The organism is Curtobacterium sp. C2H10 (assembly GCF_025407985.1).
GTDB lineage: Bacteria > Actinomycetota > Actinomycetes > Actinomycetales > Microbacteriaceae > Curtobacterium.
In genome coordinates, this window is record NZ_JABXGF010000063.1 from 1 (window position 1) to 20,710 (window position 20,710).

19 protein-coding genes are annotated in these 20,710 nt (G+C 71.1%); all 19 read left to right on the top strand.

Annotated elements, in window-relative coordinates; genetic code table 11:
- Positions 1-405 precede the first annotated feature (405 nt).
- The 19 genes from mraZ to HWD93_RS16480 all read left to right on the top strand — a co-directional run bounded on the left by mraZ (position 406) and on the right by HWD93_RS16480 (position 20,653).
- Positions 406-837, top strand: coding sequence for a division/cell wall cluster transcriptional repressor MraZ (mraZ, locus tag HWD93_RS16390; RefSeq protein ID WP_022906684.1), 432 nt, complete (start codon positions 406-408; stop codon positions 835-837).
- 106 nt (positions 838-943) lie between these two features.
- Positions 944-1,909 carry a 16S rRNA (cytosine(1402)-N(4))-methyltransferase RsmH gene (gene rsmH, locus HWD93_RS16395; protein WP_261647396.1) on the top strand — a complete coding sequence of 322 codons (966 nt, stop codon included), beginning with the start codon at positions 944-946 and terminating at the stop codon, positions 1,907-1,909.
- Between the two features lies 1 nt (position 1,910).
- Complete coding sequence (locus HWD93_RS16400) at positions 1,911-2,564, top strand: hypothetical protein (RefSeq protein ID WP_070418648.1); 654 nt, start codon at positions 1,911-1,913, stop codon at positions 2,562-2,564.
- A 57-nt stretch (positions 2,565-2,621) separates the two neighbouring features.
- A complete protein-coding gene (locus tag HWD93_RS16405) occupies positions 2,622-4,391 on the top strand; it encodes a penicillin-binding protein 2 (protein ID WP_083295312.1) in 1,770 nt (589 codons plus the stop codon).
- A gap of 14 nt (positions 4,392-4,405) precedes the next feature.
- Positions 4,406-6,043: a Mur ligase family protein gene (locus HWD93_RS16410; protein WP_071301970.1), complete on the top strand. Its 1,638-nt coding sequence runs from the start codon at positions 4,406-4,408 to the stop codon at positions 6,041-6,043.
- On the top strand, positions 6,040-7,545 hold the full coding sequence (murF, locus tag HWD93_RS16415; protein WP_092387638.1) for a UDP-N-acetylmuramoyl-tripeptide--D-alanyl-D-alanine ligase: 1,506 nt from the start codon (positions 6,040-6,042) through the stop codon (positions 7,543-7,545). Before HWD93_RS16410 ends, murF begins: the two co-directional genes overlap by 4 nt.
- Complete coding sequence (mraY, locus tag HWD93_RS16420) at positions 7,542-8,645, top strand: phospho-N-acetylmuramoyl-pentapeptide-transferase (RefSeq protein ID WP_071294947.1); 1,104 nt, start codon at positions 7,542-7,544, stop codon at positions 8,643-8,645. The genes murF and mraY overlap by 4 nt, the downstream gene beginning before the upstream one ends.
- Positions 8,646-8,649: 4 nt before the next feature.
- A complete protein-coding gene (gene murD / locus HWD93_RS16425; RefSeq protein WP_261647397.1) occupies positions 8,650-10,176 on the top strand; it encodes a UDP-N-acetylmuramoyl-L-alanine--D-glutamate ligase in 1,527 nt (508 codons plus the stop codon).
- On the top strand, positions 10,145-11,419 hold the full coding sequence (gene ftsW, locus HWD93_RS16430) for a putative lipid II flippase FtsW (RefSeq protein WP_070418652.1): 1,275 nt from the start codon (positions 10,145-10,147) through the stop codon (positions 11,417-11,419). The genes murD and ftsW overlap by 32 nt, the downstream gene beginning before the upstream one ends.
- Positions 11,416-12,510: an undecaprenyldiphospho-muramoylpentapeptide beta-N-acetylglucosaminyltransferase gene (gene murG, locus HWD93_RS16435; protein ID WP_261647398.1), complete on the top strand. Its 1,095-nt coding sequence runs from the start codon at positions 11,416-11,418 to the stop codon at positions 12,508-12,510. Before ftsW ends, murG begins: the two co-directional genes overlap by 4 nt.
- Positions 12,507-13,928 carry a UDP-N-acetylmuramate--L-alanine ligase gene (gene murC / locus HWD93_RS16440; RefSeq protein ID WP_261647399.1) on the top strand — a complete coding sequence of 474 codons (1,422 nt, stop codon included), beginning with the start codon at positions 12,507-12,509 and terminating at the stop codon, positions 13,926-13,928. The genes murG and murC overlap by 4 nt, the downstream gene beginning before the upstream one ends.
- Entirely contained in the window at positions 13,925-15,172 is a 1,248-nt protein-coding gene (locus HWD93_RS19595; protein WP_261647400.1) for an FtsQ-type POTRA domain-containing protein, read from the top strand. Before murC ends, HWD93_RS19595 begins: the two co-directional genes overlap by 4 nt.
- 150 nt (positions 15,173-15,322) lie before the next feature.
- Positions 15,323-16,492, top strand: coding sequence for a cell division protein FtsZ (gene ftsZ, locus HWD93_RS16450; RefSeq protein WP_070418655.1), 1,170 nt, complete (start codon positions 15,323-15,325; stop codon positions 16,490-16,492).
- Positions 16,493-16,498: 6 nt separating this feature from the next.
- A complete protein-coding gene (locus HWD93_RS16455) occupies positions 16,499-17,221 on the top strand; it encodes a YggS family pyridoxal phosphate-dependent enzyme (protein WP_083403219.1) in 723 nt (240 codons plus the stop codon).
- 44 nt (positions 17,222-17,265) lie between these two features.
- Complete coding sequence (locus tag HWD93_RS16460) at positions 17,266-17,832, top strand: cell division protein SepF (protein WP_070418656.1); 567 nt, start codon at positions 17,266-17,268, stop codon at positions 17,830-17,832.
- A gap of 71 nt (positions 17,833-17,903) precedes the next feature.
- Positions 17,904-18,206, top strand: coding sequence for a YggT family protein (locus HWD93_RS16465; protein ID WP_083295315.1), 303 nt, complete (start codon positions 17,904-17,906; stop codon positions 18,204-18,206).
- Between the two features lie 178 nt (positions 18,207-18,384).
- Positions 18,385-19,068 (top strand): DivIVA domain-containing protein, encoded by a 684-nt coding sequence (locus HWD93_RS16470; RefSeq protein WP_261647401.1) that lies wholly within the window; start codon positions 18,385-18,387, stop codon positions 19,066-19,068.
- A 2-nt stretch (positions 19,069-19,070) separates the two neighbouring features.
- Positions 19,071-19,733 (top strand): signal peptidase II, encoded by a 663-nt coding sequence (gene lspA / locus HWD93_RS16475; protein ID WP_261647402.1) that lies wholly within the window; start codon positions 19,071-19,073, stop codon positions 19,731-19,733.
- Entirely contained in the window at positions 19,730-20,653 is a 924-nt protein-coding gene (locus HWD93_RS16480; protein ID WP_070418659.1) for an RluA family pseudouridine synthase, read from the top strand. Before lspA ends, HWD93_RS16480 begins: the two co-directional genes overlap by 4 nt.
- Positions 20,654-20,710 lie beyond the last annotated feature (57 nt).

Consider the following 20,710-nt stretch of genomic DNA (forward strand, 5'->3'; position numbering starts at 1 on the left):
GCGCCGCACCGCGCCTCCCGTCCCGCAGGTGCCCGCCGAACGGGCGCAACACGCCGCCGGCCAGTCGCCGAGCGGGCGCGAAACGGCCCGCTCGGCGCCATGGAGCGACCGATTTCGCCCGCTCGACGAGCGGCATGAGTCGCGGGAGCCGCCGCCGCGCCGCGGGAGCGCGCCCCGGAGCTGTGGAAGTCCTCCACTTCCCTCCACGCGCTCCACATCCCTCCACCGGGTCCTCGATCCCCGTGGATTCGGGCCTCTCCGCGCCCAGGGACGCCGGAACTGAGCCTCCATCGACCCCAAAACAGGGCACGACGGCGATTTCGGGAATGATTTCCGCACCGTGGGGAGGGGAGTGGAGTAAAGTGGGGGACACAACGGTCCGGTGGAGCGGAGGGGAGGCCCGACGTGCTGCTCGGTACCCATGCCCCGAAGCTCGACGAGAAGGGTCGCGTGATCCTCCCCGCCAAGTTCCGGGACGAACTGTCCGGGGGCCTCGTGATGACCCGCGGGCAGGAGCGCTGCGTCGTCGTCTTCAGCGCGGACACGTTCGAGCAACTGCACGAGCGCATCCGCACCGCACCGATGACCTCGAAGCGCACCCGGGACTACATGCGTCTGTTCCTCTCCGGAGCGAGCGCGGAACAGCCCGACAAGCAGAACCGCGTCACCATCCCGCAGAACCTCCGCGAGTACGCGGGGCTCGAGCGGGACCTGACGGTCATCGGCTCCGGTGACCGTGCCGAGATCTGGTCGACCCCCGCGTGGGAGGCCTACTACGCAGAAGTCGAAGAGGGCTTCGCCGACAACGACGAGGAGGTGATCCCGGGGATCTTCTGATCCGTGGATCGGGACTCCCAGCCGTGCATCCCTGACACCCCTTCCCCGGTGTCAGGTCGCATGGATGGGGATCCGGACCCGCGGCCCGGAGGACGAGGGGCTGCACATGGCCGAGAACGAGACGGGCGCACAGCGCTTCCCCCACACCCCGGTGATGCTCGAGCGCATCGTCGACCTCTTCACGCCCACCCTCGAGGGGCCGGGCAGGGTCGTGGTCGACGCGACGCTCGGCATGGGCGGCCACTCCGAGGGGCTGCTCGAGCGCTTCCCGGAGCTGACGCTCATCGGCCTCGACCGCGACACCGACGCGCTCGGCATCGCGGGGGAGCGGCTCGCCCGCTTCGGTGACCGCGTCCGCCTGGTGCACACGGTCTACGACGGCATCGTCGACGCGATCGAGGGCGAGGGGTTCGACGAGGTCGACGGCGTCCTGTTCGACCTCGGCGTCAGCTCCCTGCAGCTCGACCGGGCCGAACGCGGGTTCGCGTACAGCCAGGACGCGCCGCTCGACATGCGGATGGACCGGACCGAGGGGCAAACCGCCGCCGACGTCCTCGCCACCTACGACGAGGGCGAGCTGCGCCGGATCTTCCAGCGCTACGGCGAGGAGAAGCTCGCCGGACGCTACGCCCGGGCGATCGTCGAGCGACGGGCGACTGCCCCGTTCGAGATGTCCGGCGACCTCGTCCAGGTCCTGCACGACGCGACCCCGGTGGCCATCCAGCGCCAGGGACACCCCGCGAAGCGCGTGTTCCAGGCGTTGCGCATCGAGGTGAACGCCGAACTGAGCGTCCTCGAACGGGCGATCCCGGCAGCGCTCGACGCCATCGCGGTCGGTGGCCGCATCGTCGTCGAGTCGTACCAGTCGCTCGAGGACCGCATCGTCAAGCGGGCGCTGACCGCACGGACGAAGTCGAGCGCACCCGCTGGCCTGCCGGTCGAACTGCCCGAGCACCGGCCGACGTACGAACTGGTCGTCAAGGGCGCCGAGCTGGCCGACGAGGCCGAACGCGCCGCCAACCCACGAGCAACCCCCGTGCGCCTGCGCGCGGCCGAGCGGATCCGGAAGTGACATGAGCACGAACCTCGCACTCGTCGACCCCGCCGTCGTCCCGTCCCGCGCCCCGCGTCCGACGCGGCAGAACCGGCCGGAGCTCGTCGAGGTCACCCCGACGAAGGCCCAGCGCCGTGCCCGCCCGCGCATCGCGTACGCCGTGGTGGCGGTGGCCGCCCTCGGCATCCTGCTCCTCGCGCAGCTCGGCATCAGCATGGTGCTCAGCCAGGGCGCGTACACGCTGAACTCCCTCAGCGCGGAGCAGACGAACCTCTCCCGCACGCAGCAGTCGCTGTCCGAGGAGCTGCGGGTCCTCGACTCGCCGCAGAACCTGGCCCGCAACGCGCAGGCACTCGGCATGATCGCGAACTCGACGCCGGTGTACCTCGACCCGAAGACCGGCCGGGTGTACGGCACGCCGACCCCGGCGGTCGCGGACCAGGCCACGGCGGCGACCTCGAACCAGGTCCCGAACTCGCTGCTGGACGAGGTGCCGCTCGCCGCGAAGCAGGGCGACACCTCCACCAGCAAGGAGAGCGGGCCCACGGCGGGCAGCGACGCCGCCGCGGCGGACGCTGGGAAGACCGCAGGCGCCAGCGCGTCGGCCGGGGCTTCCTCGACGGCCGACGTAGAGTCCGACCCGAACCAGCTCCAGGCCCCGTCCACCCGGTGACCTGCGGGCCGGGGGCCCTGCCGCACGACCGCTCCACCCCGGGAAGGACCGCACCGCGTGACGAAGACGATCCGCAGCCGACGACTCCGCTACAGCGTCGTGATGATCGCCGTGATCGCCCTCGTGGCGGTCTTCGTGATCCGCCTCGTCGACATCCAGGTGGTCCAGGCCGCCGCGCTCAACGAGCTGTCGAAGGAGAAGCGGAGCATCCCCGTCACGATCTACGGCACCCGAGGATCGATCGTGGACCGCAACGGGACCGAGCTCGCCGACAGCGTCACCCGGTACAACATCACGACCGCGCCACGCCTGGTCAAGAAGTTCGAGGGCAAGCTCGGCGGCACGCGGGTGAAGGACGTCTCGGTCGACCAGGCACTGACGGCACTGGCGAAGGCGTCCGGCGGTGACGTCGCCACCATGCAGAAGAACATCGCGGCCAACCCGCGGTCCGACTTCGCCTACCTCGTCAAGGGCCTCGACGTGAAGCACTACGAGGCGGTGACCGCGCTCGACATCCCCTGGATCTACAAGGAGCAGCAGGCGTCACGGGTGTACCCGACGGGTGCGACGGCCGGCAACATCACCGGCTTCATGGGCACCGACGGCGCTCAGGCCGGCCTCGAGTACGCCTACGACAAGTGCCTGGCCGGGTCGAACGGCTCCGAGACGTACGAGCGCGGGTCCGACGGTGTCCAGCTCCCGGGCAGCACCGTGACCACGAAGGAAGCCAAGGACGGCGGGACCGTCGAGACCACGATCGACAGCGACCTGCAGTACATGGCCGAGCAGACGATCGCGTCCGCCGCGAAGTCCCTGCAGGCCGAGTCGGCGACGGCGACCGTCACGAGCGTGAAGACCGGCGAACTCCTGGCCGTCGCGGACTACCCGACGGTCGACCCGAACAACGTCGACGGCACGACCGACAAGGGTGCGTTCGGCTCCCGGGCCCTCACGGCCACGTACGAGCCCGGGTCAACGATCAAGGCCGCCATCGCCGCGGCCCTCATCGACCAGGGCAAGTCGAGTCCGACCGACCAGGCCGTCGTGCCGTACACGCGCTCGTTCCCGTGGGGCGGGTCGATCCACGACTCCGAGTTCCACGACACCGAGAACCTCACGCTCACGGGCATCCTGCAGAACTCCTCGAACGTCGGCATCACCGAGCTCGGCGAGCGACTGACCGCCCAGCAGCGGTACGACTACATGCAGAAGTTCGGGCTGTTCGAGCCGGAGTCGGCGATCGACTACCCGGGCCAGCCGTCGATGGACTACGGCACGAGCCCGAACTGGGACCAGCAGACGAACATCAACTCGATGTTCGGCCAGGGCATCTCGACGACCGCGATCCAGGTCGCGAGCATCTTCCAGACCCTCGCGAACGACGGCGTCCGGATCCCGCTGCACCTCGTCAAGGGCTGCGAGACCGCCGACGGCAAGACGATCGACGCGCCCGACGTGCAGCCGACGCGCGTCGTGTCCGCGAACGCCGCGACGCAGGTCACGGACATGCTGCAGAGCGTGGTCACCGGCGGCACCCTCGTGGGGATGAAGCCGATCTCCGGCTACAACATCGCCGCGAAGACCGGTACCGCCGAGGTCGCCGAGGGGTCGAAGGGCTACGGCGGCCAGCGCATCACCTCGGTGGCCGGAATGGCACCCGCCGAGGACCCCCAGTATGTTGTCACGGTGACGTTCACGAAGCCGCAGGCCAACAAGTGGTCCAGCGGAGCGGCTCCGGCGTTCCGAACTCTCATGTCCCAGGTGCTCGAGAAGTACCGAGTAGCCCCCTCCACGACGCCGGCGAAGACCTACCCGACCACGTGGTGAGGAAGAAGGAGCACTTGTCCGCACGGATCCCCCCGGTCCTCCGACCCGAACACCCGACCCCGAGGGCCGTGGCCGAACTCGCGAACGCGTTCGGTCTGCGAGTCGTCGGCTCGGTCGACGCCGTCGAGACGACCGGCGTCACCTTGAGCGCCGCCGAGGTGCAGCCGGGTGACCTCTTCGTCGGCGTGCACGGTGCGAACCGGCACGGCGCGGAGTTCTCCGCCGAGGCCGCCGAGCGCGGCGCGGTCGCGGTCCTGACCGACGACGCCGGCGTGGAGCACGCCCAGGCGGCCGGTCTGCCGGTGCTCGTCGTCGACGACCCCCGTGCGGCCCTCGGCGACGTGTCGGCGTGGGTGTACCGCACCCACCCGGACGAGGCCACCGACCTGCCGCAGCTGTTCGCCGTCACCGGCACGAACGGCAAGACGAGCACGTCCTACATCCTCGAGGGGATCCTCAAGCAGCTCGGCCTCGTCACGGGCCTCAGCTCCACCGCCGAGCGGCACATCGGCACGCTCAGTGTCACGAGCCGCCTCACCACGCCCGAGGCGAGCGAGATGCACGCCCTGCTCGCCCGGATGCGCGAGAGCGAGGTCCGCGCGGTCGCCGTCGAGGTGAGCGCCCAGGCCCTCAGCCGCCACCGCGTCGACGGCATCGTCTTCGACGTCGCGGCGTTCACGAACCTGTCGCACGACCACCTCGACGACTACGCCGACATGGAGGAGTACTACCAGGCGAAGCTCCCGCTGTTCCAGCCCGAACACGCCCGTCGCGGTGTCGTCTCGCTGGACACGGACTGGGGCCACCGCGTGGTGCAGGACTCCCGGATCCCGGTCACGACCATCACGGTCCACCCCGACGTCGAGGCCGAGTGGCACGTCGACATCGTCGAGGCGCACGCCGCCTACACCGAGTTCCGCCTGACCGGTCCCGAGGGCCGTGCGCTCACCACCCGTGTGCCCCTGATCGGCTGGCACATGGCCGCGAACGCCGCGCTCGCGATCGTGATGCTGGTCGAGGGCGGGTTCGAGCTCGGTGCCATCGCGCACGCGCTCGAGACGAACCACCGCCGTTACCCGGACGAGGACGAGCGCGAGCAGCGCGGCGAGCGGACGAGCGCCATCGAGTGCTACCTGCCCGGCCGGACCGAGCGCGTCTCGGGCGACCGCGGCCCCAGCGTCTACGTGGACTTCGGCCACAGCGCCGACGCCTTCGAGAACACGCTCGCGGCCGTCCGGCAGTTCACCCCCGGCAAGGTCCTCATGCTCTTCGGCGCCGACGGCGACCGCGACAAGACCAAGCGCGGCGACATGGCCCGCGTGGCGGCTGCGGGGAGCGACATCCTCGTCGTCACCGACCACCACCCGCGCTTCGAGGACGCCGCGTCGATCCGGAAGACCCTCGTCGACGCCGCGCGCGAGGCGTTCCCCGAGCACGAGCTCCACGAGGTCAGCCCGCCCGAGGCCGCGATCCGCACCGCGGTGGGCCTCGTCGGCGAGGGGGACTCGATCCTCTGGGCCGGCCCCGGCCACCAGGACTACCGCGACATCCAGGGCGTCCGCACGCCGTACTCGGCACGCGACGAAGCCCGCCAGGCCCTCCGCGAGGCCGGTTGGGAACCGAACTCCGGCCCCACCGAGGAACTCCGATGATCGCCATGACCCTCGCCGAGATCGCGACAGCGGTCGACGGCGAGCTGATCCCGGGTGCCCAGGCGACCGACGTCGCCGACCAGGGCGACCTGGTCGTCGACGGCACCGTCGAGACCGACTCCCGCCTCGTGACGCCGGGCAGCGTGTTCTTCGCGCTCCCGGGCGAGGTCACCGACGGGCGACGCTTCGTCCCCGCGGCGACCGAGGCCGGCGCCGCGCTCGTCATCACGCCCGAGCGCGTCGAGACCACGGCACCGCAGATCGTCGTGGCGGACGGCTACGACGCCCTCGCCGCGCTCGCGCACGAGGTCGTCACGCGCGTCCGGATGGCGACCGCCGACCGCGTCGACGCCGACGGACGCCCGGCGCCGCTCAAGGTCGTCGGGATCACCGGCTCGAACGGCAAGACGAGCACGAAGAACATGCTCCGCACGATCCTCGAACAGCACGGCGAGACCGTCGCGCCCCAGGGGTCGTTCAACAACCACGTCGGTGCGCCGATCTCGATGCTCCGCATCACCGAGGACACCCGGTACCTGGTCGTCGAGATGGGCGCGAGCGGCATCGGCCACATCGCCAAGCTCGTCGCGATCGCCGAGCCGGACGTCGGCGTCGTCCTCAAGGTCGGCCTCGCGCACGCCGGCGAGTTCGGCGGGATCGAGGCGACCCAGCGCGCCAAGTCCGAGATGGTCACCGACCTGCCCGGGAGCGCGACCGCGCTCCTCAACGTCGACGACGACCGTGTCGCGTCGATGCGCGACCTGACGGCCGCCCACGTCGTCGGCTTCGGCACGTCCGACGACGCCGACTACCGCATCACCGGCATCGAGACGGACCGCAACGGCACCCGTTTCACGCTCACCGCGCCTCCCGTCCGCCAGGAAGGCGACCCGTCTGCGGACGGACGGCCAGGAGGCACGGACCACGTCGACGTGCAGCTCGCGATCCTGGGTGAGCACCACGCCATGAACGCGTCCGCCGCGCTCACGGTCGCGCACCTGTGGGGCGTCCCGCTCGCCGCCGGCGCCGCCGCGCTCGCGTCGATGACGCGCGCCGAGCGCTGGCGCATGGAGCTCCTCCCCGGCGGCCCCGACGGCGTCACCGTGATCAACGACGCCTACAACGCGTCGCCCGACTCGACCGCAGCGGCGCTGCGGACCCTGGCGCAGATCGTGCGCCCGGGGGAGCGGACCGTCGCCGTCCTCGGCGAGATGGCCGAGCTCGGCGAGTTCTCGACGGAGGAGCACGACCGCATCGGTCGGCTCGTCGTCCGTCTCGGCATCGGACAGCTCGTGGTCGTCGGCCGCGGCGCGATGCCCATCCACCAGGCCGCCACCCTCGAGGGATCGTGGGACGGCGAGTCCGTGTTCATCGAGGACGTCGACGACGCCGTCCACTCACTGCAGGACATGCTCCGCCCCGGCGACGTCGTCCTCGTCAAGTCCTCGAAGTCCGCCGAACTGCGATTCCTCGGCGACCGCCTCGGAGGTGTCACCGAATGATCGCCCTCCTGATCGCCGGCGCCGTGTCGCTGGTGTTCACACTGCTGCTCACGCCGCTGTTCATCAAGCTGTTCCACCGCCTCGGCTGGGGACAGTTCATCCGCGACGACGGCCCGCAGTCGCACCACACCAAGCGCGGTACGGCGACGATGGGCGGCATCGTCCTCATCATCGGCGCGGTGCTCGGCTACTTCGTCGGACACCTGGTCGGCCGAGACTCGGTCACGCTGTCCGGCCTGCTCGTCCTGTTCCTCATGGTCGGCCTCGGGTTCGTCGGGTTCATCGACGACTTCCTCAAGGTCCGTCGTCAGCGCAGTCTCGGGCTCGGCGGCTGGGCGAAGGTCCTCGGGCAGGTCATCGTCGGCGTCATCTTCGCGACCGTGGCGCTCGTCGTCCCGTCCGGCAACGGCAAGCCGCCGGCGTCGACGATGGTGTCGGCCATCCGGGACATCCCGTGGCTCGACTTCATGGCGCTCGGCACCGTGATCGGCACCGTGCTGTTCCTGGCGTGGATCGTCCTGCTGACGGTCTCGACGTCGAACGGCGTGAACGTGGCGGACGGGCTCGACGGTCTCGCGACCGGCTCGAGCATCCTGGCCATCGGCTCGTACGTGATCATCGGCTTCTGGCAGTCGAACCAGATCTGCGGCGGTGCCCGGCTCGACGCGAGCACCGAGCACGCCTGCTACACCGTGACCAACCCGCTGGACCTCGCGGTGGTGGCGGCGGCGGTCTGCGGTGGCCTGATCGGGTTCCTCTGGTACAACACGTCGCCGGCGCAGATCTTCCTCGGCGACACCGGGTCGCTCGGGCTCGGCGGCGCGCTGGCCGGCCTCGCGATCCTCAGCCGCACGGAGCTCCTGCTCATCCTCATCGGTGGTCTGTTCTTCATCGTCACCGGTTCGGTCATCCTGCAGCGGGCGTACTTCAAGATCACGCACGGCAAGCGCATCTTCCGGATGAGTCCGCTACACCACCACTTCGAGTTGAAGGGGTGGGCAGAGGTGACCGTCGTCGTCCGGTTCTGGATCATCGCGGGACTCTGCGTCGCCGCGGGTGTCGGACTCTTCTACCTCGAATGGATCGCACGAGTTGGTTGACGCCGTGTCCTCGTCCCGCCTGGAGTCCCTGGACAGCTGGTACGCCGAGGGCTGGAAGGGGCTGAACGTCGCCGTGCTCGGCCTCGGGGCCACCGGGTTCTCGGTCGCCGACACCCTGGTCGAGCTCGGCAGCGCGGTGACGGTCTACTCGACCGACGCCCCGTCGGACAGCGTGGAGCTGCTCGACGTGATCGGTGCGCAGTTCGTGCAGGTGCCCCTCGACTCGGTCCCCGCCGCCCTCGAGGCCCAGGCGCCGGACGTCGTCGTCGTGTCGCCGGGCCTGCCGCCGCACAACGCGACCGTGCAGTGGGCCGTGGCGAACAGCGTCGTGTGGGGGGACATCGAGCTCGCCTGGCGTGTCCGTGACAAGGTCGTGCGCGGCCCCATCGCTGCGCCCTGGGTGACCATCACGGGCACGAACGGCAAGACCACCACGACGCAGCTCGCGACCGCGATGTTCGAGGCCGGCGGGCTCCGCGCGGTGGCGTGCGGCAACATCGGCGTGCCCGTCCTCGACGTCGTGCGCGATCCTGACGGCTACGACGTCCTCGTCGTCGAACTCTCCAGCCACCAGCTGCACTACATGCCGACGACCGGCGACGGTGCCGTGGTGCCCCTCGCCAGCGCCTGCCTGAACATCGCGGACGACCACCTCGAGTGGCACGGCTCCGCCGAGGCCTACCGGGCAGCGAAGGCCAAGGTCTACGAGCGCACGGTCCTCGCCTGCGTGTACAACACCACGGACGACGTCACGCGGCACATGGTCGAGGACGCCGACGTCGTCGAGGGGTGCCGTGCCGTGGGCTTCGGCCCGGGGATCCCCGCGCCCGGCGACGTCGGGGTGGTCGAGGACGTCCTCTGCGACCGGGCCTTCACCGACGACCGACGGAACAGCGCGCTCGAGCTCGCGACCGTCGCCGACCTCGAGGCCGCCGGGCTCGCCAGCCCGCACATGACGATGAACGTCCTCGCCGCGGCCGCACTCGCCCGTGCGGCCTCCGTGCAGCCGAGCGCGATCCGCACCGCCGTGCAGGGCTTCCGCGCCGACCACCACCGCACCGAGCTGGTGGCCTCCGCCGAGGGCGTCACCTGGGTGGACGACTCGAAGGCGACGAACCCGCACGCGGCCACGGCGTCGCTCGCGGCGTTCGACAAGGTGGTGTGGATCGTCGGTGGCCTGTTCAAGGGCGTCGACATCGACGGCCTCGTCGAGCGCTTCGGGCCGGACGTCCGCGGCGTCGTGGTGATCGGGACCGATCGCGGTCCCGTGCTCGAGGCATTCGCGCGACACGCGCCCGGGGTGCCGGTGCTGCAGGTCGAGGCAGCGGACACTGATCAGGTCATGCCCGAGGCGGTCCGGCATGCCGCATCGGTCGCGAGGCCGGGCGACACGGTCCTCCTCGCCCCGGCTGCGGCGTCGTTCGACCAGTTCGGCTCCTACGCGGACCGGGGGCGTCGATTCGCGGCGGCGGTCCACGAGCACCTGGGAGGAAACGCCGATGGCGACGACGGATCTCCCGAGCGGCCGTAGCGGCGGAGCGGCCCCCGGCCGACCGCACGCACCCGCACGCCGCCACAACGGGGCGGTCGTCGCCGTCAAGAACGTCTTCGTCGCCGAGTCGAGCACCTTCTACACGATCCTGGGCGTCACGCTCTTCCTCGTCGTCTTCGGCGTCGTCATGGTGCTGTCCTCGTCGAGCGTGGAGCAGTACGCCGCGACGCACGACTTCTTCGGCGCGGCCTCCCGCCAGGGCCTCTACGCCGTGCTCGGCGTGCCGCTCATGCTCATCGCCTCCCGCCTGCCCGCACGGTTCTGGCGGAAGTGGGCGATGTGGATCGTCGGCGTCGGCCTCGTCGTGCAGGCGCTCGTCGTCCTGACCCCGCTCGGCTACTCGATCCAGGGCAACCGGAACTGGATCCGCCTCGGCTCGTTCACCGCGCAGCCGTCCGAGATCCTCAAGCTCGCGCTCGTGCTGGGCATCGGCGCGATCATGTACGTCAAGCGGGAGAAGCTCGACGACTGGAAAGAGGTCTTCATCCCGATCGGCATCGCGTCGCTCGGGTCGATCGGCCTCGTCCTCGTCGGCGGCGACCAGGGCACCGCGATGATCATGCTCATCCTGGTGTTCGGCGCACTCTACGTCGGCGGCGCCCGGGCGAAGCACCTGCTCGTCGGGGTGCTCGGCCTGGCCGTGCTGCTGCCGTTCGTCACGATGGCGTCGAGTTCCCGGTCGCACCGCATCAGCGCCTGGCTCTCCGGCTGCACCGACACGAGCCAGTACCAGGACCTCTGCTGGCAGCCGACCCACGGCATGTGGGCCCTGGCCTCCGGCGGCGTATTCGGGGTGGGCCTCGGCAACTCCAAGGCGAAGTGGTCGTGGCTCCCCGAGGCCGACAACGACTACATCTTCGCGATCATCGGCGAGGAGCTCGGGCTCGTCGGCGCCGTCGTCGTGCTCGCCCTGTTCGTGGTCCTGGCGGTCGGCATGATCAAGATCATCCGGCAGTCGAACGACCCCTTCGTGAAGACCGTCACCGGTGGCGTGCTCGCGTGGATCATCGGCCAGGCGCTCGTCAACATCGCCGTGGTCCTCGGCCTCCTGCCGGTCCTCGGCGTGCCCCTCCCACTCATCTCGGCCGGTGGCTCCGCGCTGATCATGACCCTCGTCGCCATCGGCGTCGTCCTGTCCTTCGCGCGCGACCTCCCGGGCAAGAGCGACCTCCCGGGCAGGAACAGCGTCGGCCGCACCACCACGAACGGAACCCTCCGGTGAACACGTACCTCTTCGCGGGCGGCGGCACCGCCGGCCACGTCAACCCGCTGCTCGCGGTCGCCGACCGGCTGACCGAGCGCGAGCCCGACGCCGAGGTCCTCGTCCTCGGCACCGCAGAGGGCCTCGAGTCCCGGCTCGTCCCGATGCGCGGCTACGAGCTGCTGACGATCCCGCGCCTGCCGTTCCCGCGCAAGCCGAACGCCGCCGCCCTCCGCTTCCCCGGCGGGTTCCTCGGCGCCGTCCGTCGGGTCGAGCAGATCATCCGCGAGCGCGAGGTCGACGTCGTCCTCGGCGTCGGGGGCTACGCGGCCGCACCGGCGTACATCGCCGCACGCCGTACCGGCACCCCGATCGTCGTGCACGAGCAGAACGCCAAGCCCGGCCTGGCGAACCGCCTGGCAGCGTTCCTCACCGACCACGTGGGCGTGACCTTCTCGAACACGCGGCTCCGCCACGGCCGGGTCGTCGGCATGCCGCTCCGGCGCGAGATCGAGTCGCTCGACCGTCGTGCGAGCCGCGCAGAGGGTCTCGCCGAGTTCGGGCTCGACCCCGCGCGACCGGTCCTGCTCGTCACGGGCGGGTCCTCCGGCGCGCGGAGCATCAACCGCACCGTGAACCGGAGCGCCGCGACGATCGTCGGTGCCGGCTGGCAGGTCCTGCACGTCGTCGGCGGGAAGTCCGACATCGGCCCGAGCGACCTCGACGGCTACCACGTGCTGCCCTACTGCGACCGGATGGACCTGGCGTACGCCGCGAGCGACTTCGTGGTCTCGCGCGCGGGCGCCGGCATGGTCTGCGAGCTGACCGCCGTCGGGCTGCCGAGCGTCCTCGTGCCGTACCCTGTCGGCAACGGCGAGCAGCGGCACAATGCGAAGGACGTCGTCGACGCCGGGGGAGCGGTCCTCGTGGCCGACGCGGAATTCGACGAGGACTGGGTGACGTTCCAGCTGCTGAACACCCTGCAGGACCGGGCCCGCATCGCCGACATGACCGTCCGCGCCGGCAGCGTCGGACACCGCGACGGCGCCGACCGCATGACGGACCTCGTCCTCGACGCCGCGAAGCGCGACAGCACCACGGAGGAACGATGACCATCAAGCCGGACCTGACGCAGCCGATCCCCGACGACCTCGGCACGGTCCACTTCGTCGGCATCGGCGGTTCCGGCATGAGCGGCATCGCCCGACTCTTCCTCGCCGCCGGCCACCGCGTGACCGGCAGCGACTCCCGCGAGACCGCCACCACGGGCACCATGCGCGACCTCGGCGCCGAGGTGCACATCGGCCACGACGCCGCGAACGTCGGCGACGCGGACACCATCGTCGTCACGAGCGCGCTCTGGCCGGACAACCCGGAACTCCTCGAGGCCCAGCGCCGCGGCCTGCCGGTCCTGCACCGGTCGCAGGCCCTCGCCGCCCTCATCGCCGAGCACCGCCTCGTCGCGGTCGCCGGCGCGCACGGCAAGACCACCTCGACCGGCATGATCGTCACCGCGCTCGTCGAGCTCGGCCTGGACCCGAGCTTCGTCAACGGTGGGGTCATCCAGTCCCTCGGCACGAGCTCGGCGCCCGGCTCGAGCGACCTGTTCGTCGTCGAGGCCGACGAGTCCGACGGCTCGTTCCTGCTCTACGACGTCGCGGTCGCGCTCATCACGAACGTCGACGCCGACCACCTCGACCACTACGGCAGCGAGGTGGCCTTCACCGAGGCCTTCGTCGAGTTCGCCGCGAAGGCGAGCGAGCGCGTCGTGATCTCGAGCGACGACGCCGGCGCGAAGGCGGTCACGGCCGGGATCCGCGCCCGCGAGGACGCGCCCGAGATCGTCACCTTCGGCGAGGCGGTCGACGCCGACGTCCGGATCGAGGCCATCACCGAGTCCGCCGGGGTCCAGGTCGACTTCCGCGCCGCGGGCGAGGCGCACCACCTGACGCTCCGGGTCCCCGGCCGCCACAACGCGATCAACGCCGTCGGCGCCTTCGCCGTCCTGACCGGACTCGGCGTCGCCGCCGCGGACGCGATCCGTGGCATCGAGGCCTTCGGCGGGACCCAGCGGCGCTTCGAGCTGCACGGCGTCGAGCGCGGCGTCTCGGTCTACGACGACTACGCGCACCACCCGACCGAGGTGGCGGCGGCGCTCAAGGCCGCACGGAACGTCGTGGGCGACGGCCGGATCATCGCGATCCACCAGCCGCACCTGTACTCGCGGACGCGCCTGATGGCCGGTGACTTCGCCAAGGTCTACGAGGAGCTCGCCGACCACACCGTCGTCCTCGACGTCTACGGCGCCCGCGAGGACCCGGAGCCCGGCGTCACCGGCGCCCTCGTCCAGGAGCGCTTCGCCGACCAGTCCCGCGTCGAGTTCCTGCCCGACTGGGACGAGGCCTCGGCACGTGCGGCCGCGGTCGCGCGCGACGGCGACATCATCATGACCCTGAGCTGCGGCGACGTGTACCGCATCATCCCGCAGGTGCTCAGCGCCCTCCACGACGACGGGGCGCTGTCCCGGTGAAGCGTCCCGAGGGGTTCGACGAGCGGCCGGCCCGTCCGGACGCACCTGCCGACGGCGCGGGCGCGCCCCGGCAGCGTCGTGCCCCGCTGATCCCGCGGCGTCCGTCCCGCGAGCCCGAGCCGGAGGTCCAGGAGGCGCGGCTCGAGCCCGCCACCGAGGAACCGGTCGTCGAGACGGCAGACCCCACCGCCGCCGACACGTCGAACGGGTCGGCGCGCGACCGCGCCGGTGCCCTCGCCGGCGCCGCCGGCCGTCGCCTCGGCGCCGGACTGTCGTCCGTCGCCGGCCGGCTGCGCGAGTACACGCCCGACGAGGACCACCACGATCCCGAGGCCGAGCGCCTCGCCCGGGAGCGGCAGGAGACCGAGCGCCGCGACGCCGAGCGGCTCGCCCACCTCACCGACCTGCACGGCCCGGACGAGGACGGCCACGAGCGCCCGATCGGCGCCGGCGTCCGCGCTGCCGAGACCGCGCGGGAGGCCCGGGTGGCCAAGCGCCGTCGTCGCCTCCTCGAGCGCGCCGAGGTCCGCCGCTTCACCCGTCGCAGCCGGCACCGCCGCGCTGCCTGGATCACCGCCGCGAGCATCGTCCTCGTCTTCGGGATCTCGATCCTCGTCGCGGTGTTCTCGCCGTTGATGGCGCTCCAGACCATCGAGGTCAAGGGGACGAACCGCGTCGACGAGACCCAGCTCCGCCAGGCGCTCTCCGACCAGATCGGCACCCCGCTGGCCCGGCTCGACTTCGACGCCATCAAGAAGGACATCGCCGGCTTCCCGCTCATCGAGAGCTACGTGACGGAGGAGGCCCCGCCGCACACCCTCGTGGTCACCGTGACCGAGCGCACCCCGGTCGTCGCGGTGCGGTCGGGGAAGTCCTTCGACCTGGTCGACCCGGCCGGCATCGTCGTGCAGTCGTCGCCGAAGCAGCCCGCGAACATGCCCGTCGCCGACATCGGCAACGCGAAGCTCGGCTCGTCGGAGTTCCGCACGATGACCGAGGTCGTGCTCGCGCTCCCGTCGACCGTCCGTCAGCAGGTGACGAGCGTGAAGGGCTCGACCGCCGACGACGTCACGCTCACCCTCAAGGACGGCTCGAGCGTCGTCTGGGGGAACCCGGAGCAGTCGGACGCGAAGGCGGCCCTGCTCGCGGCCCTCGTGAAGGACCACGCGGCGCGGAACCCCGGCGTCGTCGTCGAGTACGACGTCAGCGCTCCGGACAACGGCATCATCCGCGCGAAGAAGTAGCGGAAGTCGTCGCGGAATCGCGCGACACGCGGCGTGGCGGGGCGACAGTGCCCGGAGCGCACCCGTAGCGTCGAAGCCAGCACCACATCTACCAGCAATGCCCCTGAACTTCAAGTAGAGGTTGAGGGTTCGACCGGAGGCCTGACTGACGTGACCACGAACCACAACTACCTCGCCGTCATCAAGGTCGTCGGCGTCGGCGGCGGCGGCGTGAACGCCGTCAACCGGATGATCGAGCTCGGCCTCCGCGGGGTGGAGTTCATCGCGATCAACACCGACGCGCAGGCGCTGCTCCTGAGCGACGCCGACGTCAAGCTCGACGTGGGCCGCGAGATCACCCGCGGCCTCGGCGCCGGAGCGGACCCCGAGGTCGGCCGTCGTGCCGCCGAGGACCACGCCGAGGAGATCGAAGAGGCCCTCGCCGGTGCCGACATGGTCTTCGTCACCGCCGGTGAGGGTGGTGGGACCGGCACGGGTGGTGCGCCCGTGGTCGCCCGCATCGCGAAGTCGATCGGCGCGCTCACCATCGGCGTCGTCACGAAGCCGTTCAGCTTCGAGGGCAAGCGTCGTCAGTCGCAGGCCGAGAACGGTGTCGCCGGCCTCAAGGACGAGGTCGACACGCTCATCGTCGTGCCGAACGACCGCCTGCTCGAGATCAGCGACCGCGGCATCTCGATGGTCGAGGCGTTCGCCACGGCCGACCAGGTGCTCCTCGCCGGCGTCCAGGGCATCACCGACCTGATCACCACCCCGGGCCTGATCAACCTCGACTTCGCCGACGTGAAGTCCGTCATGCAGGGTGCGGGTTCCGCGCTCATGGGCATCGGTTCCTCGCGCGGTGCCGACCGGGCGATCAAGGCGGCCGAACTGGCCGTCGCGAGCCCGCTGCTCGAGGCCTCGATCGACGGTGCGCACGGCGTGCTGCTCTCGATCCAGGGTGGTTCGAACCTCGGCATCTTCGAGATCAACGACGCGGCCCGTCTCGTACAAGAGGCAGTCCACCCCGAGGCGAACATCATCTTCGGTGCCGTCATCGACGACACGCTCGGCGACGAGGTCCGCGTGACCGTCATCGCCGCGGGCTTCGACGGCGGCGAGCCCACCTCGCAGCAGAAGGAGCGCCGCTCCAGCTGGGTCGACCCCGAGGCCGGCGCGACCGTCCCCGTGGCGTCCGCCGGTGCGACCGGCGCGATCGAGGACTCGTCCTCGTCCGCCCCGTCGTGGGCGTCGCAGGAGCACGAGGCGCCCGCGCAGCGTGCCGCCGACCCGGCGTTCGACGACGATGACGACGAGCTCGACGTCCCCGACTTCCTGAAGTAACGAGCGTTGTCAGACGACCCGCGCCTCCCGTCCCCGTCAGCAGACGACGGACTGGAGGCGCGTCTCGCGTCCGTCAGGAGCGGCATCTCCGACGCGGCGCGCGCCGCAGGGCGCTCGGCCGACGAACTCACGCTCGTCGTCGTCACGAAGTTCCACCCCGCGTCGCTCGTCCGCGACCTCGCCGCGCTCGGCGTGACCGACGTGGGGGAGAACCGGCACCAGGAGGCGCAGGCGAAGGCCGCCGAGCTCGCCGACCTCCCGCTGACCTGGCACTTCGTCGGACAGCTGCAGTCGAAGAAGGCCCGACAGGTCCGGCGGTACGCACACGTCGTGCAGTCGCTCGACCGCGAGTCCGTGGTGGACGCGTTCGCGCCGACCGAAGCCGAACCCGAACCGCCGGTGATCGACGGCTTCGTGCAGGTCAACCTGACCGACGACCCCGACCGCGGTGGCGTCCGACCCGACGCCGTCGAGGCCATGGTGTCGCGGGTGCTCGCGACCGGCACGATCCGGCTCCGCGGGGTGATGGCCGTCGCACCGCTCGACGAGGAGCCGCGCGCGGCCTTCGCCCGGCTCCGTGGGGTCTCCGAGCGCGTGGTGTCCCTCGCCCCCGCCGCGACGGACATCTCGGCCGGGATGAGCGGCGACTACGCCGACGCCGTGCTCGAGGGCGCGACACACCTGCGGATCGGGACCGCAATCACGGGAAATCGGCCGGTCGCGCCCTAGCCTCGTTGTAAGGGCATCCACGAGCACCGACCTCCGGAGGAACCATGGCCAACCCGCTGAAGAAGACGATGGTCTACCTGGGCCTCGCCGACGAGGAACTCGAGTACGAGGACGAGCAGCCGCAGCAGCAGCCCGCGCGGCAGCAGTCCGCTCCGGCCCCTGCCCCCGCGCCCGCTCCGGTCGCCGACGAGACCCCCGCGCCCGCCGCGGCACCGGTGGCGCCCGTCGCCGCCGAGCCCAAGGCGCACACCCACCAGCGCGGCGCCCAGGTCACCCCGCTCCGCCGCTCGCACACGTCCGCACAGAAGGCAGCACCGGTCCAGGAAATGAACGAGATCCTCACCGTCCACCCCCGCGAGTACAAGGACGCCCAGTCCATCGCCGAGAGCTTCCGCGACGGCATCCCCGTCATCATCAACCTCTCGCAGATGACCGAGGCCGACGCCCGCCGCATGATCGACTTCGCCTCCGGGCTGTCGCTCGGCCTCTACGGCAAGATCGAGCGCGTCACCAACAAGGTGTTCCTGCTGTCGCCGGCACACGTCGCGGTGAGCGGTGAGGCGCCTGAGGTAGAGTCCGACATCGAGGCGTCCTTCTTCGCCCAGTCCTGAGTCCCTCAGGCCCACCCGCCCCGTGCGGCTCGTCGCATGACGGTCCGCACCCGAGCTGAGCGAGCCCCATCGTGACCGCGATCCTCACGATCCTGTACTACCTCCTCCTGCTGTACATCCTCGTGCTGTGGGGGCGGTTCGTCCTCGACATCGTCCAGCAGTTCAACCGGTCCTGGCGGCCGCGCGGAGCACTCCTCGTCGTCGCCGACGTGGTGTACACCGTGACGGACCCGCCGATCCGGGCGGTCCGCCGGGTCCTCCCGCCGATGCGCATGGGCCCCGTGGCGCTCGACTTCGGCTGGACGATCGTGCTCCTCCTGGCGATCATCATCCGGTTCGTGATCGCCCTGCTCATCCCCGTGTTCGCCAACTAAGAGGACACGACACGCGCCACGCCCAGTGCGTGGTCACGGTTCACGGCCACCATCGGTGTACGGTGGTCGGGATCCGATGCTCGCCCCGGCGTGGCATCCGCACCGTTCGGCGCGACTGGTAGATTCGGTCGCACCGAGACGGTTCCACACGTTCAGCAGTTCTATTGAGGTGACGGCAATGGCTTTGACGCCGGAAGACGTAGTCAACAAGCGGTTCCAGCCGACGAAGTTCCGCGAGGGCTACGACCAGGACGAGGTCGACGACTTCCTCGACGAGGTCGTCGTCGAGCTCCGTCGCCTGACGGCCGAGAACGACGAGCTCCGCCAGCGTCTGCAGTCGGCCGAGTCCGCGCCGAAGCCGGCCGACGCCGAGCAGTCCGCTCCGACCCCCGAGCCCGAGCCGGAGCCCGCCCCCGTGGCAGCCGCGCCGGAGCCCGCTCCGGTCGCCGCCGCCGCGCCGGCCACCACGGTCCCGGCCGACGAGGACACCGAGGGCACCACGAACCTCCTGACGCTCGCCCGTCGTCTCCACGAGGAGCACGTCCGCGAAGGCGTCGAGAAGCGCGACGCGCTCATCGCCGAGGGCACCGCGCAGGCCGCCCGCCTCGTCTCCGAGGCCGAGGCCAAGCAGCGCCAGATCATCGCCGACACCGAGAACACGAACCGTCAGCGTGTCGCGGTGCTCGAGCAGGAGCAGCGCCAGCTCGAGGGCAAGATCGACGAGCTCCGCACGTTCGAGCGTGACTACCGTGCACAGCTCAAGAGCTACATCCAGGGTCAGCTCAACGAGCTGGACGGCTCGGGCACCGAGCAGTCCGGGCTCACCCCGGCGCCGGCATCGGCGCAGGGCTTCGGCAACTGACGTTGTCGCGACCAGCATCACGAGCGAAGGTCAGTGTCCGCGCGATCGCGGCACTGGCCTTCGCCGCTGTCGTCGTGGTGGCGCTCGACCAGGGCGTGAAGGCGCTCGTCGTCGCCAACCTGCCGTACGGCACCGTCGTCCCGGTCCTCGGGAACGCCCTGCAGCTGCTCTACGTCCGGAACCCCGGCGCCGCGTTCTCGTTCGCGGTGAACATGACGTGGGTGTTCTCGATCGTCTCGACCGCCGTCGTGGTCGCGATCATCGTGTTCGCCCGGCGGATCCGGTCGATGTGGTGGGCGCTCGTGCTCGGCATGCTCCTCGGTGGGGCGCTCGGCAACCTGCTCGACCGGCTCTTCCGTGAGCCCGGCTTCGGTCGCGGCCACGTGGTGGACTTCATCTCGACCCCGTGGATGATGCCCGCGATCTACAACATCGCCGACTCGTTCATCTGCATCAGCATGGTGGTCTTCGTCCTGCTGGTGATCCTCGGGGTGAACCTCGACGGCACCCGCGCGCTCTCCGCGAAGCAGCAGCGCGCGGTGGACGCGGCGCGTGCGCAGTCGGACGCCTCCGAGGCGGACGAGCACCGCGCCTCCCGGCCCCTGGTCGACGACCCGCGCGCGCCGCGTGACGGGCGGGACCCCCTCGGGCACGACGCGACGTGACCGAGAGCCGTTCCCTGCCGGTCCCGGACGGGCTCGCCGGTGAGCGCGTCGACGCCGCCATCGCGAAGCTCCTCGGGTTCAGCCGTTCCTTCGCGGCCGAGGTCGTCTCGGCCGGCGGCGTGACCGTCGACGGGGTCACGGTGGACAAGTCCGACCGGTTGCACGCCGACTCCTGGCTGCAGGTCGAGTGGACGCCGAAGGAAGCCCCCCGGATCATCCCGGTCGAGGTCCCCGGCATGACGGTCGTGCACGACGACGACGACATCGTCGTGGTGGACAAGCCGATCGGCGTCGCCGCACACCCCTCGCCCGGCTGGGACGGCCCCACGGTCCCCGGCGGCCTCGCCGCCGCCGGCTTCACGATCGCCACCTCCGGCGCCGCCGAACGCGCGGGCATCGTCCACCGGCTGGACGTCGGCACCTCGGGGCTGATGGTCGTGGCGAAGACCGAGCTCGCGTACACGCACCTCAAGCGCGCGTTCAAGGAGCGCACGGTCGAGAAGGTCTACCACGCGCTCGCGCAGGGCCACCCCGACCCGACCTCCGGCACGATCGACGCGCCCATCGGCCGGCACCCCTCGAGCGACTGGAAGTTCGCGGTCACGGCCGACGGCAAGCCGAGCGTGACGCACTACGAGACCCTCGAGGCGTTCCGCTCCGCGACCCTGCTCGAGGTGCACCTCGAGACCGGTCGGACGCACCAGATCCGGGTGCACATGGCGGCGACCCGGCACCCGCTCGTGGGCGACACGATGTACGGGGCCGACCCGGTACTCGCCGAGGAGCTCGGGCTCACGCGGCAGTGGCTCGACGCCGTCCGGCTCGGGTTCGAGCACCCGCGCACGGGGTCGTGGGTGTCGTACTCGGCGGAGTACCCCGACGACCTGCAGCGGGCGCTGGACCGAATCCGCGCCGCGTAGGGCGCGCGCCTGGCGCGCCGCGCCGGGCGCGCGCCTGGCCCGCGAGCGGGCACGTTC

Coding starts and splice junctions, on each gene's coding strand:
- HWD93_RS16460 (WP_070418656.1), top strand. CDS start 17,266: ATGGCCAACCCGCTGAAGAAGACGATGGTCTACCTGGGCCTCGCCGAC.
- rsmH (WP_261647396.1), top strand. CDS start 944: ATGGCCGAGAACGAGACGGGCGCACAGCGCTTCCCCCACACCCCGGTG.
- HWD93_RS16400 (WP_070418648.1), top strand. CDS start 1,911: ATGAGCACGAACCTCGCACTCGTCGACCCCGCCGTCGTCCCGTCCCGC.
- HWD93_RS16470 (WP_261647401.1), top strand. CDS start 18,385: ATGGCTTTGACGCCGGAAGACGTAGTCAACAAGCGGTTCCAGCCGACG.
- ftsW (WP_070418652.1), top strand. CDS start 10,145: ATGGCGACGACGGATCTCCCGAGCGGCCGTAGCGGCGGAGCGGCCCCC.
- mraY (WP_071294947.1), top strand. CDS start 7,542: ATGATCGCCCTCCTGATCGCCGGCGCCGTGTCGCTGGTGTTCACACTG.
- murF (WP_092387638.1), top strand. CDS start 6,040: ATGATCGCCATGACCCTCGCCGAGATCGCGACAGCGGTCGACGGCGAG.
- murC (WP_261647399.1), top strand. CDS start 12,507: ATGACCATCAAGCCGGACCTGACGCAGCCGATCCCCGACGACCTCGGC.